The organism is Jeotgalibacillus haloalkalitolerans (assembly GCF_034427455.1).
In the GTDB taxonomy this organism is placed as follows: domain Bacteria; phylum Bacillota; class Bacilli; order Bacillales; family Jeotgalibacillaceae; genus Jeotgalibacillus; species Jeotgalibacillus haloalkalitolerans.
The window spans coordinates 148,231-162,655 of record NZ_JAXQNN010000002.1 but is presented as its reverse complement, the minus strand read 5'-3'; the positions used below and the strand labels follow the sequence as shown (position 1 = coordinate 162,655).

The 14,425-nt window shown below is 42.6% G+C and carries 17 protein-coding genes; all 17 read right to left on the bottom strand.

The window, feature by feature from the left end:
- Positions 1-8 precede the first annotated feature (8 nt).
- The 17 genes from topA to UFB30_RS05580 all read right to left on the bottom strand — a co-directional run bounded on the left by topA (position 9) and on the right by UFB30_RS05580 (position 14,347).
- Positions 9-2,090 carry a type I DNA topoisomerase gene (topA, locus tag UFB30_RS05660; protein WP_322420721.1) on the bottom strand — a complete coding sequence of 694 codons (2,082 nt, stop codon included), beginning with the start codon at positions 2,088-2,090 and terminating at the stop codon, positions 9-11.
- A 355-nt stretch (positions 2,091-2,445) separates the two neighbouring features.
- Positions 2,446-3,312, bottom strand: a complete 867-nt coding sequence (dprA, locus tag UFB30_RS05655) for a DNA-processing protein DprA (RefSeq protein WP_322420720.1) — start codon at positions 3,310-3,312, stop codon at positions 2,446-2,448.
- A 66-nt stretch (positions 3,313-3,378) separates the two neighbouring features.
- On the bottom strand, positions 3,379-4,281 hold the full coding sequence (sucD, locus tag UFB30_RS05650; RefSeq protein ID WP_322420719.1) for a succinate--CoA ligase subunit alpha: 903 nt from the start codon (positions 4,279-4,281) through the stop codon (positions 3,379-3,381).
- A gap of 18 nt (positions 4,282-4,299) precedes the next feature.
- Entirely contained in the window at positions 4,300-5,460 is a 1,161-nt protein-coding gene (gene sucC, locus UFB30_RS05645) for an ADP-forming succinate--CoA ligase subunit beta (RefSeq protein WP_322420718.1), read from the bottom strand.
- Between the two features lie 120 nt (positions 5,461-5,580).
- Positions 5,581-5,847 carry an EscU/YscU/HrcU family type III secretion system export apparatus switch protein gene (locus UFB30_RS05640; protein WP_322420717.1) on the bottom strand — a complete coding sequence of 89 codons (267 nt, stop codon included), beginning with the start codon at positions 5,845-5,847 and terminating at the stop codon, positions 5,581-5,583.
- Positions 5,844-7,532: a TP0910 N-terminal domain-containing protein gene (locus UFB30_RS05635; protein ID WP_322420716.1), complete on the bottom strand. Its 1,689-nt coding sequence runs from the start codon at positions 7,530-7,532 to the stop codon at positions 5,844-5,846. The genes UFB30_RS05640 and UFB30_RS05635 overlap by 4 nt, the downstream gene beginning before the upstream one ends.
- A gap of 16 nt (positions 7,533-7,548) precedes the next feature.
- Positions 7,549-8,307, bottom strand: coding sequence for a ribonuclease HII (gene rnhB, locus UFB30_RS05630; RefSeq protein ID WP_322420715.1), 759 nt, complete (start codon positions 8,305-8,307; stop codon positions 7,549-7,551).
- Between the two features lie 72 nt (positions 8,308-8,379).
- Positions 8,380-9,237 (bottom strand): ribosome biogenesis GTPase YlqF, encoded by an 858-nt coding sequence (gene ylqF, locus UFB30_RS05625; protein ID WP_322420714.1) that lies wholly within the window; start codon positions 9,235-9,237, stop codon positions 8,380-8,382.
- A gap of 4 nt (positions 9,238-9,241) precedes the next feature.
- A complete protein-coding gene (gene lepB, locus UFB30_RS05620) occupies positions 9,242-9,775 on the bottom strand; it encodes a signal peptidase I (protein ID WP_322420713.1) in 534 nt (177 codons plus the stop codon).
- 107 nt (positions 9,776-9,882) lie between these two features.
- On the bottom strand, positions 9,883-10,227 hold the full coding sequence (gene rplS, locus UFB30_RS05615) for a 50S ribosomal protein L19 (protein WP_322420712.1): 345 nt from the start codon (positions 10,225-10,227) through the stop codon (positions 9,883-9,885).
- A gap of 116 nt (positions 10,228-10,343) precedes the next feature.
- Positions 10,344-11,081 (bottom strand): tRNA (guanosine(37)-N1)-methyltransferase TrmD, encoded by a 738-nt coding sequence (gene trmD, locus UFB30_RS05610; RefSeq protein WP_322420711.1) that lies wholly within the window; start codon positions 11,079-11,081, stop codon positions 10,344-10,346.
- Positions 11,078-11,590, bottom strand: coding sequence for a ribosome maturation factor RimM (gene rimM / locus UFB30_RS05605; protein WP_322420710.1), 513 nt, complete (start codon positions 11,588-11,590; stop codon positions 11,078-11,080). Before rimM ends, trmD begins: the two co-directional genes overlap by 4 nt.
- A 2-nt stretch (positions 11,591-11,592) precedes the next feature.
- Positions 11,593-11,985 (bottom strand): YlqD family protein, encoded by a 393-nt coding sequence (locus UFB30_RS05600; protein ID WP_322420709.1) that lies wholly within the window; start codon positions 11,983-11,985, stop codon positions 11,593-11,595.
- A gap of 58 nt (positions 11,986-12,043) precedes the next feature.
- A complete protein-coding gene (locus tag UFB30_RS05595; protein WP_322420708.1) occupies positions 12,044-12,277 on the bottom strand; it encodes a KH domain-containing protein in 234 nt (77 codons plus the stop codon).
- A gap of 5 nt (positions 12,278-12,282) precedes the next feature.
- A complete protein-coding gene (gene rpsP / locus UFB30_RS05590; RefSeq protein WP_322420707.1) occupies positions 12,283-12,555 on the bottom strand; it encodes a 30S ribosomal protein S16 in 273 nt (90 codons plus the stop codon).
- 107 nt (positions 12,556-12,662) lie between these two features.
- Positions 12,663-14,012: a signal recognition particle protein gene (ffh, locus tag UFB30_RS05585; protein WP_322420706.1), complete on the bottom strand. Its 1,350-nt coding sequence runs from the start codon at positions 14,010-14,012 to the stop codon at positions 12,663-12,665.
- 14 nt (positions 14,013-14,026) lie between these two features.
- Positions 14,027-14,347 (bottom strand): putative DNA-binding protein, encoded by a 321-nt coding sequence (locus UFB30_RS05580; protein ID WP_322420705.1) that lies wholly within the window; start codon positions 14,345-14,347, stop codon positions 14,027-14,029.
- Positions 14,348-14,425: the final 78 nt, after the last annotated feature.

The following is a 14,425-nucleotide window of genomic DNA, read 5'->3' as shown; positions in this document are numbered from 1 at the left end:
AGGACCAATTATACCTGCTGTTCTTCTTTATAATCACAGTTCGGGCACTGAATCTGATTGCCCTTTTTAAGTTTCTTCTCAATTAATGTTGTGTCACACTTCGGACACTGTCTGTCAACCGGTTTATCCCATGAGAGATATTCACATTCCGGATAACGGTCACAGCCATAGAATATGCGGTTTTTCTTACTTTTACGCTCAATGACATTTCCTTCTTTACATGTCGGGCATTTCACACCGATTTCTTTTACGATCGGTTTCGTGTTTCTGCAATCCGGGAAATTACTGCAGGCCATGAAACGTCCATAACGTCCCATTTTAATCACCATTGCATTCCCGCATTCTTCACAGTCTTCACCGGCGTATTCATCTTTGATTTCAACCTTTTCCATTTCCTGCTCGGCTTTTTCAAGGTGTCCTTCAAAGTCTTTATAAAATTCATCGATGATCTTTACCCATTGTATCTGACCTTCTTCTACATCATCAAGCTCTTTCTCCATTTTTGCTGTGAATTCCACATCAATAATTTCAGGGAAGAACTCAACGATCAGTTCAAGTACAATTTCACCCAGTTCAGTTGGGACAAAGCGTTTATTATCTAAAGAAACGTATCCTCTTTTTTGAATCGTATCCAGTGTAGGAGCATAAGTGGAAGGTCTCCCTATCCCAAGCTCTTCAAGTGTTTTTACCAGTCTCGCTTCAGTATATCTCGGCGGCGGCTGAGTAAAGTGCTGTTTTGGTTCAATTTCATCAGAAGATACTGTTTCACCTTCTTTTAAATCAGGTAAATAATTCTCTTTATCATCTGACTTGTCATCACTGCCTTCGATGTACACTTTCATAAACCCTGAGAATTTAACTTTTGAACCGCTTGCTCTGAATTGCACATCACCATTCATCAGATCAACACTCATTGTATCCATGACTGCAGGTGCCATCTGGCTGGCAACAAATCTTTCCCAGACAAGTTTATAAAGTCTGTACTGATCTCTGCTCAGATATTGTTTGACTGAAAGAGGTGTTCTGAGTGCACTTGTTGGACGGATTGCTTCATGGGCATCCTGCGCATTGCTGTTTTTCTTCGCAGCTTTCGGCGTATCTGATGCCAGAAACTCTTTACCGTACTGCTCCTCAATTACATTTGCTGCTTCAGTTTTCGCAACATCTGACACACGGGTGGAGTCTGTTCTCATATAGGTGATCAGACCGACTGTGCCTTCTTTTTTACCAAGATCAATCCCTTCATACAGCTGCTGTGCAAGCATCATTGTTTTTCTTGCTCTGAAGTTTAACTTTCTGGCAGCTTCCTGCTGAAGGGATGAAGTAATAAATGATGGAGCAGGATTTCGTTTGCGTTCTTTCTTTGTCACATTTTGAACTTCAAACTTTTTCCCCTTCATCTGACTTAACACTTCTTTGACATCTGCTTCATTTTCAAGCTTTTTCTTTTTACCATTTAAACCATAAAATGAAGCCTGGAAGTCCTTGGTGCCTTTTTTAAACTGACCATCAATCGTCCAGTATTCTTCAGGCTGGAAGTTTTTGATTTCATTTTCACGGTCAATAATCAGTCTAACAGCGACAGATTGTACTCTGCCGGCGCTGAGTCCTTTTTTAACCTTTTTCCATAAAATCGGACTGATATTGTAACCTACGAGGCGGTCAAGTATTCTTCTGGCCTGCTGAGCGTCCACACGGTCCATATCAATTTTTCGCGGATGCTTAAAGGATTCTTTGATTGCGTCTTTTGTAATTTCATTAAATACGACCCGGCACTCTGAATCCAGATCAAGATCAAGACTGTGTGCTAAATGCCACGCGATTGCTTCCCCTTCTCTGTCGGGGTCAGCTGCGAGAAAAACGCGTTTTGCTTTTTTAGCTGCTGTTTTAAGTTCTTTCAGTACTGGACCTTTACCTCTGATCGTAATATATTTCGGTTCGAATTCCTTTTCAACATCTACACCCATTTGGCTTTTAGGGAGGTCTCTTACATGTCCCATAGATGCTTTTACTTTATACTTTTTTCCTAAATACCGCTCAATCGTTTTAGCTTTGGCGGGTGATTCAACAATTACTAAAAAATCTGCCATTCTTAATCCTCCCTGGAGGTTTACTTAACCTTCTTATGCGTAACTATATGTGCAACATTTTCCATTTGTCAATTATTTTTTAATCATTTTACTGTTAAACAATTGCGTATTAATGCAGGATATTCAATTTTAAAGCTATTTTACTGAAATGCGTGCTGTATTCATTTTGATAACGGTTTCAGCTAAAGAAATCGAAAAAATCTCTTCTTATGTGCATTTTACGGTCTGAGACACAATGTAAACCATATTTTTTTAAAATGCAACTTTTTTATTTTCATTTTTCATTTTCAAAAAATGATATACAGGTTTCAACTATCGCTTTTTCACCGTTTCGCCATCACTTAAGCGGTTGCATTTAGATAAGGTTCCATTCATTTAATATGTCAGCCGCACATACAGTACACCTTGCACCCTGACCGATCAGCAAATTGGTTCCCTCGCTCAATGGATGTCCAGCCGGACCAGGTACTGCAAATACATCTCTTCCTTCTTCAAGCGCCCTGTCCACCGTTATCATCGTACCGCTTTTTGCTTCAGCCTGAGTGATTAAAAGACCTCTTGAACAGCCTGCTATAATTCTGTTTCTCATGGGGAAATGATGTTTTTGTGGTTTTACATATGGAGGGTATTCTGAAATAAGAAGCTGCGAGTGCTCCATTTGACGGTATAGCGTGTGATTTGAAGCCGGATACTGATGCTGAAAACCACTCCCTGTGACACCGATTGTTCTGCCGTGGAGAGCGATTTCATGTGCGATTCCATCAGCACCTTTTGCCATTCCGCTGATAATTCCAATGTCTTTACTTAGCAGCTCAGGTATGATGGATTGCAAAACGGTTCTGGTGTATAGATCAGCTTTTCTGGATCCGATCACGGCCAGCTGGTTCGGTACTGCAAGGTATTCAGTATTACCTTTTGTATATAATAAAACCGGGGGATCATATATCTCCCGTAATGGCTCCGGATAAAGCTCATGAAAAATCGTAATATAGGATGTATAGGCTGCTGTCATGTGGGAGAAGATTTCATTTTGAGTTGTTGCAGAGATGTAAGAGGTGAGCTTATGATTTTGATGAGGTGTGAGTTTAATAGATGGCGGAGGGCTGCTCAGAGGTCTCTCAAGAAACGGATCAGCCCGGAGCCATAGCAGAAGCTGTTTATTGGTTAAAACATTCATATAATGCAAATAAAGCAGTTTCTGATCGCGTTGTTCAATGATCATCTTTTATCTCCTTCTATTTAAAGTAGAAAAAGAGCTGCCTGAACACAGACAGCTCATCATTTTCACTTAGTGCGTTTTGCACTTATCGTATAAACCCTTTTCTTTTAATACTTTGATTAGTGTCTCTCCCATTACAGATGGTGTTTCTGCAACAGCGATACCACACTCATTCATCACACGGATCTTTTCTTCAGCAGTACCTTTACCGCCTGAAATAATTGCACCCGCGTGGCCCATACGTTTTCCTGGAGGCGCAGTCGCACCGCCAATGAAACCGACTACAGGCTTTTTCATGTTTGCTTTAACCCACTCTGCAGCTTCTTCTTCAGCAGTACCGCCGATTTCACCGATCATGATAACAGCTTCAGTTTCAGGGTCATTATTAAATGCTTCAAGTGTATCGATGAAGTTTGTTCCGTTAACAGGATCTCCACCGATTCCAACAGCAGTTGACTGTCCGATGCCTTCCTGTGAAAGCTGGTGAACCGCTTCATACGTCAGTGTCCCTGAACGGGATACAACGCCGACATGTCCCTTAGTATGGATATATCCAGGCATGATACCGATTTTACATTCGTCAGGCGTGATAACACCAGGGCAGTTAGGACCGACAAGACGTGTCTTTTTGCCTTCCATGTAACGTTTTACCTTTACCATATCCACTACCGGAATATGCTCAGTAATACAGATCGCCATATCAAGCTCTGCATCCACACACTCCAGAATTGCGTCAGCAGCAAATGGAGCCGGTACATAAATAACTGATACGTTAGCACCTGTTGCTTTAACCGCTTCTTCTACTGTATTGAATACAGGAACGCCTTCAACCTCAGAGCCACCTTTACCAGGTGTTACACCTGCTACGATCTGTGTGCCGTATTCAAGCATCTGTTTTGTATGGAATAAGGCTGTAGAGCCTGTGATTCCCTGAACTAATACTTTTGTATTCTTATCAATAAAAACACTCATTTATGCTCCCTGCCTTTCTCAGCCTACAAGTTCCACGATCTTTTGTGCGCCGTCAGCCATAGTACCTGCTGCAACGATATCAAGATCTGACTCATTTAGAATTTTCTTACCCAGTTCTACGTTTGTTCCTTCAAGACGCACAACAAGCGGTACTTTCAGACCAACCTGTTTCGCTGCTTCAACCACACCTTCAGCAATAATGTCACACTTCATGATTCCTCCGAAAATGTTAACGAAAATACCTTTTACATTTTCATCTGAAAGGATAATCTTGAATGCTTCAGTTACTTTTTCAGCTGTCGCGCCGCCCCCAACGTCAAGGAAGTTAGCCGGGTCTCCGCCATAATGCTTGATAATATCCATTGTTGCCATCGCAAGACCGGCACCGTTAACCATACAGCCAATGTTTCCATCAAGTGAAATGTAGCTAAGGTCATATTTAGATGCTTCGATTTCCTTTGGATCCTCTTCATCAAGGTCACGGAATTCCATTACATCTTTTTGACGGTACAATGCGTTTGCATCAAAGTTTAATTTTGCATCAAGCGCCATTACGTTTCCGTCTCCAGTCGTAACAAGCGGGTTGATCTCAGCAATTGAACAATCTTTTTCAACAAACATTTTGTAAAGTCCAAGCATAAAGCGCACAGCTTTATTAACCATTTCCTTAGGGATGTTAATGTTAAACGCGATACGGCGTGCCTGGAATGCTGTCAGACCGACAACCGGATCAATTGTTTCGCGGAAGATTTTTTCAGGTGTTGCTTCAGCAACCTCTTCAATTTCCGTTCCGCCCTCTTCAGACGCCATCAGTGTAATACGTGAAGTTGCACGGTCAAGTACAAGCCCTACGTAATATTCTTTTTGAATGTCACAGCCCTCTTCGATAAGTAAGCGCTTAATTTCCTTACCTTCCGGACCTGTCTGATGTGTCACAAGTGTTTTTCCAAGTAATTCTTTTGCATATGTACGGACTTCATCAAGACTTTTCGCGATTTTTACTCCGCCCGCTTTACCGCGGCCACCCGCATGGATCTGAGCTTTAACAACCGTTACTGCTGATCCGAGTTCTTTTGCTGCTTCTACAGCTTCTTTTGGCGTGAAAGCCACATAACCGCGGGGTACAGTTACTCCATATTTTCTAAGGAGTTCCTTTCCCTGATACTCATGGATATTCATGTTCCATCCTCCTATCAAACTCTTTTGAAAATAGACTGCGCTTTCATTGTATAGAATGAAAGCGGTGCTGTCTACTATTTGAGGCGATATTGTGAAAATTCGATCATTGTCTGAATACTCTTATTTTTTCTCCCGGTCAAGCCGGTAAATAAATGCGAACACCTCTGCTACAGCCTGATATAATTCATCCGGAATGGTTTCATTCAAATCAAGCTGACCTAAAAGCTCAACAAGAGACTCATCCTGCTGGATCGGAACATGATGAGCCTTTGCCTGTTCTATTATTGATTCAGCAATTTTGCCTTTCCCTTTTGCTGATACAACCGGAGCCGGAGAATCGTTTGTATAGGTAAGAGCTACTGCTTCAAGCCTTTTATGCTGTTTCATATTTTTATATCCACCTTATGATAGGTTGAAGACAATGCATCCTCTGCAGGATTCATAATTGGAGGATCCAATTCACCGGTAGAGTGAAATTTCACACCTGAAAAAATGTAACCTGCCTGTTCAAGCGCGGCTTCCAATGTAGGAATCAGAGGTTTCGCCAGCTGATCAAGCCCTTTATTCTCATTATAGATATCAAGTGAAACTACTCTATTCTGTACATTCATGTCTATAATACTTTCATTTAATTCTGCCAGCGTAATATAGAACAGCACTCTGACGTGGGCCAGGTCAAGGGATCCGTCATTCTTTTTTCTGCCATTCATTTTCATCATGACATCTGTCTGGTTCGTCCCGAGCTGCAGCGGGAATTGCATGATTAACTGCTGCTGAGGACCATTATCAGCTGACAGCAGCTGCATTCCGTTCAACCGGTTCAGCATCTGTTCAGCTGTATCTCTGGTCTGCGGATTCATGCCCGGGGTCTCCAATAAGTTTACGAGCTGTGCTTTTAACGTATGGGCAGGGCTGCCTGCATTCATCATTCTGGCTTCATAATCCTGACCCATTCTGTGAATGATTTCTTTCAGCATGACCTGGATAGATGCAGCGCTGTTTTGCGGACCAATCATTTGCTGCACTTCATTTAGTGCCTGGGAAAAACCTTGCGGCTGTGCAGCAGTATTTGCTGTTGGCAGCTGTAAGACCTGAAGACTGTGCAGCTGTGATGGAGGCTTTGCACGCAGCAGCACTCCCTGTCCCTGAACAACTGCTTCAGCAAGCTGTTGAACCGCTCCTGTCTGCTGATAGGCTTTTAATGCCTGTTGAAGCTGAACCTGCTGCTCTCTTCCCTGACTTTGAGGAAGCGTACCGAGGGCCTTTATCAGATTTTCAATCCCTTTACCCATGGACTCCGTATGAAGCGATATTGTCCAGTTAGATAAAGTAGCGTTTTTAGGCAGAATTTGCACCTCTTTAAGAGCTTCGAGTGACTGATTTCTCTCAATGGATGAGCCGGTCATCATTTTTTCAAATAACCGCTGTACGGCATAATCCTGCGTTACTTTTAAATAAGGTTCTTCAACCTGTTGCAATACCTGGCTGACAGAGGACAAATTCGCCGGAGATAATTGATTTTTAAGCTGATTAAATAACCCGGATAGAGGTTTAGTCACCCCTTTATTTGCTGTGAGTATCGGCTGAAAGAGCGCTTCCTTCAGGGGGATATCTTTTGAGAACATCCATTTAATAACAGACAATCCTTCTGTTTTGTCTGCTGTGCCTGAAAGCAGGTTCGCTGCTGCAGTTAACTTATCAGCTGATACAGGGATCTGCTGCCTAATCATTGAAGAAACCAGTTCCCTGATCTCTTTATTGCCTCCAAGTCCGGCTGATTGCAAAATCTGCTGGATATCAGGTTTGCCGGTGCTGTCAGTTTTGACCGGCTTTAATACAGGCGGGTTCCCGTTACTCTCCACCTGAAACCATCTCGCTTCACCTTCTGATATTGCTCCGGAGACGACTGCTGTCAGGATCCTTCCGCCAAGTATCACTTCCATTTGCTGATTCCCAAGACTGCTGATGACCTTCCCATGTATCACCTGACCGGTTTTGAGTGACAGCAGCTGCCGTTCAGGCTGCTGTGTACTGCCTACTGGACGCTGCTGACCCTGTATATACGAAGACATCCCCTTTCACCTCCAATTATGACTGAAACATTGATTTGACCGGTTCAAATGAACGCCTGTGCTCACCTGTTAAACCGAGCTTTTTAATCGCCTCAATATGATCTTTCGTACCATATCCGGCATTTTTCTCTAAATCGTAACCCGGATATTTTTCTGCGGCTTCTTTCATCAGCCTGTCACGTGTCACTTTTGCAATAACGGATGCGGCGGCAATACTTACACTTTTCGCATCCCCTTTTATAATAGACTTCTGGGGGATCTGGATATCGAGTGTAACTGCATCTGCCAATACATATTCAGGCTGCTGCTTTAACTGCCTGATTGCTTTTATCATCGCCTGTTTGGATGCATTCAGTATATTGATCCGGTCAATTTCTGCCGCCTCGATGATCCCGACTCCCACATCCGCTGAAGTCATGATTTCTTCAAAAAAAAGTTCTCTTTTCTGTTCACTCAGCTTTTTGGAATCATTCAGACCGGCCAGATAAAATCCTTCAGGGAGGATGACTGCTGCTGCAACGACAGGTCCTGCCAGCGGACCTCTCCCCGCTTCATCGGTCCCCGCAATCAGGCTATACCCTTTCAGTAATGCAGCCTTTTCATATGCCTGCATATCCTTAAACTGCTGAGCCAGCATTTGATCTTTCTCAATTTTTTTTTGATAAGACTTGAGCAGTTTTTGTACCCCTTTTCGATCATCTGATTTCAATTGATTAATCAATTCTTCATCCGGGGACTCTGTCAGCATTTCTTTTATTTGACTAATTTTCAACATAAGTTCACCTGTCCTGTATATCGGTCTATTTAATAAAAATTAAAGACTTCCACGTATGCGGAAGTCTTATCTTTACTCTTCTTCTAAATGTTCAAGGTCAAATGTCAGGGCACCAAATTGTACATTTCTTATATCTCTGACAATGATATCAGCCGTTTTATCGTAATCAATTTCTCCACCTGACATAAGACAGCCGCGTTTGCGCCCAATATGATCAAAAAGGGCTGCCGGATCCTGCGGGATTTCATCCATACTGTATCTTTCTTTCAGACGCGCCGGATAATAGGTTTCAAGAAAGCGCAGTGCATAAAGTGCGATATCCTGAAGGTTTAAGATATTGTCCTTAATTGCGCCTGTCAGTGCCAGTCTGTATCCAACTTCAGGGTCTTCAAACTTCGGCCATAGAATCCCCGGTGTATCAAGCAGTTCCATCTCTTTCCCTGCTTTAATCCACTGCTGGGCTTTTGTAACACCGGGACGATTACCGGTTTGGGCAATATTTTTCTTTGCAAGCCGGTTGATCAGCGTAGACTTGCCGACGTTTGGAATCCCGACAATCATTGCTCTTACTGCACGCGGCCTGATTCCTCTCGACTTCATGCGCTCCCATTTTTCACTTAAAATATTCATTGTTTCTTTTTGTATCTGCTGCAACCCTGACCCTTTTTCAGAATTTATCGCAACAGCACGGATGCCTTTTCTTTCAAAGTAAGCAATCCATTCTTTTGTTTTATTCGGATCCGCCATGTCTGCTTTATTAATTAAAATCAGTCTCGGTTTTTTTCCGATAATCTCTTCAATCATCGGGTTTCTTGATGAAAGGGGAATTCTTGCATCAACAAGTTCAAATACAATGTCTACAAGCTTCAGTTTTTCTGTCACCTGTCTCCTTGCTTTAGCCATATGCCCCGGAAACCACTGGATACTCATTTCATCACTCCTTATTAAACACTTTTATATCTTCAAACGGCCAGTAGATCAAAGGTGTTTCACCAACTACCTCTTCAATCGGTACAGGCCCTATATGGCGGCTGTCTTTACTGAACTGCCGGTTATCACCCATGACAAACAGATGTCCTTCAGGAACCTCTTCATACCCTGTCAGATCGTACAGGTTAAAATCCTCAGTAAACGTGCCGCTTTCACGGAAATCCTCATCAACCGCTTCGCCGTCTATGTATAGTTGATCATCCGAAAAGGCAACAGATTCGCCTGGGAGACCAATCACTCTCTTTATATAATCCTCTTTATCCGAGACATGGAAAACAACAATATCAAAACGTTCAGGGGTGGTCACTTTATATTGAAATTTATTGACGATCATGCGGTCACCATCCTGCAATGTCGGCACCATCGAACTGCCGTCCACGACAACCGGTGAAAAGAAAAACAAACGGATTACACCTGCAATAATGACAGCTGCAAAAAGTGTTTTTGCCCACTCCCACCATTCATTTCTAATCTCCATCCCAATGCCCCCAATCCGGCTCAGATGAACATATTGTAACATAGAACGGCCCCGCCTATTCAGACATCTGAACATAAAAAAAGAGCCCGCAGGCTCTTTTTTTACAATTAGCGAATTTCTTTAATTCTAGCCGCTTTACCGCGCAGGTTACGCAGGTAGTAAAGTTTCGCACGACGAACTTTACCGCGACGCACAACTTCAAGTTTCGCAATTTTAGGTGTGTGAATTGGGAATGTACGCTCAACTCCAACGCCGTAAGAAATCTTACGTACTGTGAAAGTTTCACTTACACCACCACCACGGCGCTTAATTACAACACCTTCAAACACCTGAACACGTTCGCGAGTTCCCTCAACAACCTTAACGTGTACCTTTACAGTATCACCAGGCTTGAATGTAGGAAGATCAGAACGAAGCTGTTCTTTAGTAATTTCCTGAATCAGGTTATGCATCATTTTCAACTCCTTCCAACAAATGCTCTTGCTTCTTTTGCAGCGGAACATTGTGTTCAAGGCTTATCCACATTCGTGAACTAAGCACAAAAACTATAATACCACATAGAAGCAGGCTATTCAACGTTATTTTTAAATTCTTTCAGCCATTTAAGCTGTTGATCACTGAGTTCCATCTGTTCCAGCAAATCAGGCCGTCTAGTATAGGTTCTGCGCAGAGATTCTTTCATTCTCCACTCTTCAATTCTGGCATGATTGCCAGACAGCAGAACCTCTGGAACCTTCATTCCTTCATAATCTGCAGGACGGGTATAATGAGGGTGTTCAAGTAATCCGCTTGAAAATGAATCCTTTACTGCAGATTCATCGTTACCCAGCACTTCCGGGAGCAGCCTTACGACACTGTCAGTCACAACCATTGCACCAAGTTCTCCACCGGTCAGGACAAAGTCCCCGATTGAGATTTCATCTGTAATCAGATGTTCTCTGATCCGCTCATCATAGCCTTCATAGTGACCGCAAATGAAAATGATATGTTCTTCCTTTGAAAGCTCTTCAGCTTTTTTCTGATTGAATCTTTCTCCCTGCGGACACATCAGGACGACACGGGGTGAAGAATCTGTCTTTTCAGTCAGGTGCTGAACGGCACGAAAGATCGGCTCCGGCTTCAGCACCATGCCTGCACCACCGCCATAAGGATAATCATCCACTGAATTATGTTTGTTATTAGCAAACTGACGGAAGTCTGTGACAGTATATTTGACTGCCCCTTTTTCTGCTGCTTTTTTTAAGATTGATTCTCCAAAAACCCCGTCAAACATTGCCGGGAATAATGACAGAATGTCAATTTTCATTCCAGCAGCCCTTCCATCTTATGAATGATTACTTTTTTTTCTGTAACATTTACTTCTTTTACAACAGACTCAATATAGGGAATGAGTACATCTTTTCCTGTGTCAGGCTTGATGACCCACACATCGTTTGCTCCCGGTGAAAGAATTTCAGTAATTGAACCGATCCGTTCTCCTTCTTCAGAAAAAACCTCACAGCCAATAATTTCATGATAGTAATACTCATCCTCACCAAGCTCATTCTGCTGATCAGCAGACACTTTAAGCTGTGCATCTCTAAAAGGTTCAACCAGATTTACATTGTCATAACCTTCAAAAGTCAGCAGATCAAAGTTTTTATGTCTGCGGTAGCCGGAGACTGATAATTCCAGAGGGTCTTTACCTGATTGGAACAAGTAAAGCTTATTGCCTTTTTTATATCTTTCTTCCGGAAAATCAGTGCTCGAGATCACTCTGACTTCCCCTTTGATCCCATGGGTATTTACAATCTTGCCCACGTCAAACCATTCCATCTTTACCACCCCTGACGGATTTCTTTAACCATACCGTCTTCTAATACAATGACAGGCTTCTGATCAGGGTGCCAGATGCTTCCCTGGTCCAGTTCAACAAGCATGTCTGTTTCTCTTAATGTATATTCTGTACCCATTGGCATCTCATCAATCGTTTTCTGCTGAGCTTCTGTCTGGGCTAATAATTGTTTTCTTTTATTAATTTCCTGATTAATCCGGTTTTTCACAGCATCAGAAGATTGTTCAAACTGCTTTTCAAGTTTTTTCTGCTGGAAAATCAGCTGTTCAATCTCTTTTTGAGCACGCTCAGATTTTTGTGTAAGAGAATCCTTTAAACGCTTTTTAGAAGAGTTCGTCATAATTTCCTTCACAATTACCTTTTGAGTTACCTGCATGATCTGCACCCCTTTTTAATTTCATGATACAGCAAAAGGGAGGACATCAGCCTCCCTTTTACTTATCAACTATTTCAATCACGGTCTTTTTCTTTTGCGAGCTTTCACCCGCAAAAGAAACAGTTCTTATAGCTTTCGCAACTCTGCCTTGCTTGCCAATGACTTTACCCATATCATCCGGATGGACGGAGAGCTTGTAAGTGATTGTTCTGTCAGTTTCCTGCGTCTCAATACTTACTGCCTCAGGGTAATCAACGAGAGGCTTGACAATCGTTTCGATAAGCTCTTTCACAACTATTATTTACCGTTCTTTGAATTATGGAATTTCTCCATAATGCCTTCGTTTGAAAGAAGGTTACGTACTGTATCAGATGGCTTAGCGCCATTGCCCATCCACTTAAGGACTGCTTCTTCATTGATATCTACAACAGCAGGGTTTGCAACCGGGTTGTAAGTTCCTACTGTTTCAATGAAACGTCCATCACGTGGTGAACGAGAATCTGCTACTACAATACGATAGAAAGGAGACTTTTTAGCTCCCATACGCTTTAAACGAATTTTTACTGCCATGTTATTGCACCTCCGAATAGTTTCACACAAGATAGTATAATACCAAGGGTTTCTCCCTTTGTAAAGTCTTTTTTCTTAACACACTAATTTTTTCTTAAAAAATGCTGTTATTGCATAAATGGGAAGTTGAATCCGCCGCGTTTTTTGCCCTTACCCTGGGCATTTGTCATCTGCTTCATCATTTTTTTCATCTCTTCAAACTGCTTCAGCAGACGGTTAATTTCCTGGATCGGCCTGCCGCTTCCCCGCGCAATTCTTTTTCTTCTGCTGGCATTAATGATTTCAGGCTGTTCTTTTTCTTTAGCCGTCATTGACTGGATGATCGCTTCGACATGTCCAAGCTGTTTGCCATCCACATCAATATTATCCAGCCCTTTCATTTTATTGGCGCCAGGAATCATTTTCAGTAATTCATCCAGTGGCCCCATCTGTTTTACCTGACCGAGCTGCTCAAGAAAGTCATCGAGTGTAAATGAAGCGGTACGGAGTTTTTGCTCCATTTCTTTGGCTTTATCTTCATCCACGTTCGTCTGAGCTTTTTCGATCAGAGACAGCATATCTCCCATTCCGAGAATTCTTGAAGCCATTCTTTCAGGGTGGAACGGTTCAAGCGCATCCATTTTTTCACCCATTCCGGCAAACTTAATCGGTTTACCTGTAACTGAACGGATTGAAAGAGCAGCCCCACCACGTGTATCACCATCAAGCTTTGTTAAAACAACCCCTGTTACACCAAGCGCTTCATCAAAGTTTTGAGCAACAGTGACAGCATCCTGACCGGTCATGGAGTCTACAACGAGGAAGATCTCATCTGGAGAAGAAAGCTCTTTAATCTGCTTCAGTTCATCCATGAGGGTTTCATCAACATGAAGACGTCCCGCTGTATCAATCAGCACATAATCATGATGTTCTTCCTTCGCTTTTTCAATACCGGCTTTTGCAATGTCAACAGGACTCACCTGATCCCCCATCGAGAATACAGGAAGGCTTAATTGCTTACCGATTGTTTCAAGCTGCTTGATTGCAGCAGGACGGTAGATATCTGCTGCAACAAGAAGTGGTTTACGGTTATGCTTTTTGCGCAGAAGACTGGCAAGTTTCCCTGCAGTTGTCGTTTTACCGGCACCCTGCAATCCGACCATCATGATGACAGTCGGCGGCTTTTTGGCGACAGCGATCTGGCTCTGCTCTCCGCCCATCAATTCTGTCAGCTCTTCTTTTACAACCTTTATAACCTGCTGGCCGGGCGTAAGACTCTTCATGACTTCCTGTCCGACAGCACGTTCACTTACCTGTTTTACAAAGCTTTTAACAACTTTAAAGTTAACGTCGGCTTCTAACAGCGCAAGGCGCACCTCACGCATCATCTCTTTTACATCTGCTTCGCTAACTTTGCCTTTTCCGCGGATCTTTTGGATGGAACCCTGCAGACGTTCGGCTAATCCCTCAAATGCCATAAATGCAAAGCCTCCTATTCCAATTCCTCAAGCGTTTCAATAATAGAAAGCAGCTCCGTCTGCTCTTTTGCTGCAGCTTTGAGCTCTTCTATCACTTTTGTCCGCTCCTGGAACTTTTGAAATAACAATAATTTAGACTCATACTCCTCAAGCATTGCTTCAGTTCTTCTGATATTGTCATACACCGCCTGGCGGCTGACATCATACTCTTCAGCAATTTCGCCGAGTGAGTAATCATCAAGATAATATAGAGACATGTAGCTCCGCTGTTTAGGCGTCAACAACATCTGATAAAAATCATAGAGAAAGTTTACTCTAGTTGTTTTTTCGAGCATCACATATCCCCCTTTGTTAAGTGAAAAGCCTTTACACTGAAATCATACAGATTTAAGTGCTTTGTGTCAACCCGAAAA

Coding starts and splice junctions, on each gene's coding strand:
- sucC (WP_322420718.1), bottom strand. CDS start 5,460: ATGAATATCCATGAGTATCAGGGAAAGGAACTCCTTAGAAAATATGGA.
- dprA (WP_322420720.1), bottom strand. CDS start 3,312: ATGATCATTGAACAACGCGATCAGAAACTGCTTTATTTGCATTATATG.
- UFB30_RS05635 (WP_322420716.1), bottom strand. CDS start 7,532: ATGTCTTCGTATATACAGGGTCAGCAGCGTCCAGTAGGCAGTACACAG.
- UFB30_RS05600 (WP_322420709.1), bottom strand. CDS start 11,985: ATGCAGGTAACTCAAAAGGTAATTGTGAAGGAAATTATGACGAACTCT.
- ffh (WP_322420706.1), bottom strand. CDS start 14,012: ATGGCATTTGAGGGATTAGCCGAACGTCTGCAGGGTTCCATCCAAAAG.
- sucD (WP_322420719.1), bottom strand. CDS start 4,281: ATGAGTGTTTTTATTGATAAGAATACAAAAGTATTAGTTCAGGGAATC.
- trmD (WP_322420711.1), bottom strand. CDS start 11,081: ATGAAAATTGACATTCTGTCATTATTCCCGGCAATGTTTGACGGGGTT.
- topA (WP_322420721.1), bottom strand. CDS start 2,090: ATGGCAGATTTTTTAGTAATTGTTGAATCACCCGCCAAAGCTAAAACG.
- UFB30_RS05580 (WP_322420705.1), bottom strand. CDS start 14,347: ATGCTCGAAAAAACAACTAGAGTAAACTTTCTCTATGATTTTTATCAG.
- lepB (WP_322420713.1), bottom strand. CDS start 9,775: ATGGAGATTAGAAATGAATGGTGGGAGTGGGCAAAAACACTTTTTGCA.
- rpsP (WP_322420707.1), bottom strand. CDS start 12,555: ATGGCAGTAAAAATTCGTTTAAAGCGTATGGGAGCTAAAAAGTCTCCT.
- ylqF (WP_322420714.1), bottom strand. CDS start 9,237: ATGAGTATCCAGTGGTTTCCGGGGCATATGGCTAAAGCAAGGAGACAG.
- rimM (WP_322420710.1), bottom strand. CDS start 11,590: ATGGAATGGTTTGACGTGGGCAAGATTGTAAATACCCATGGGATCAAA.
- rplS (WP_322420712.1), bottom strand. CDS start 10,227: ATGCATAACCTGATTCAGGAAATTACTAAAGAACAGCTTCGTTCTGAT.
- UFB30_RS05640 (WP_322420717.1), bottom strand. CDS start 5,847: ATGAAACAGCATAAAAGGCTTGAAGCAGTAGCTCTTACCTATACAAAC.
- rnhB (WP_322420715.1), bottom strand. CDS start 8,307: ATGTTGAAAATTAGTCAAATAAAAGAAATGCTGACAGAGTCCCCGGAT.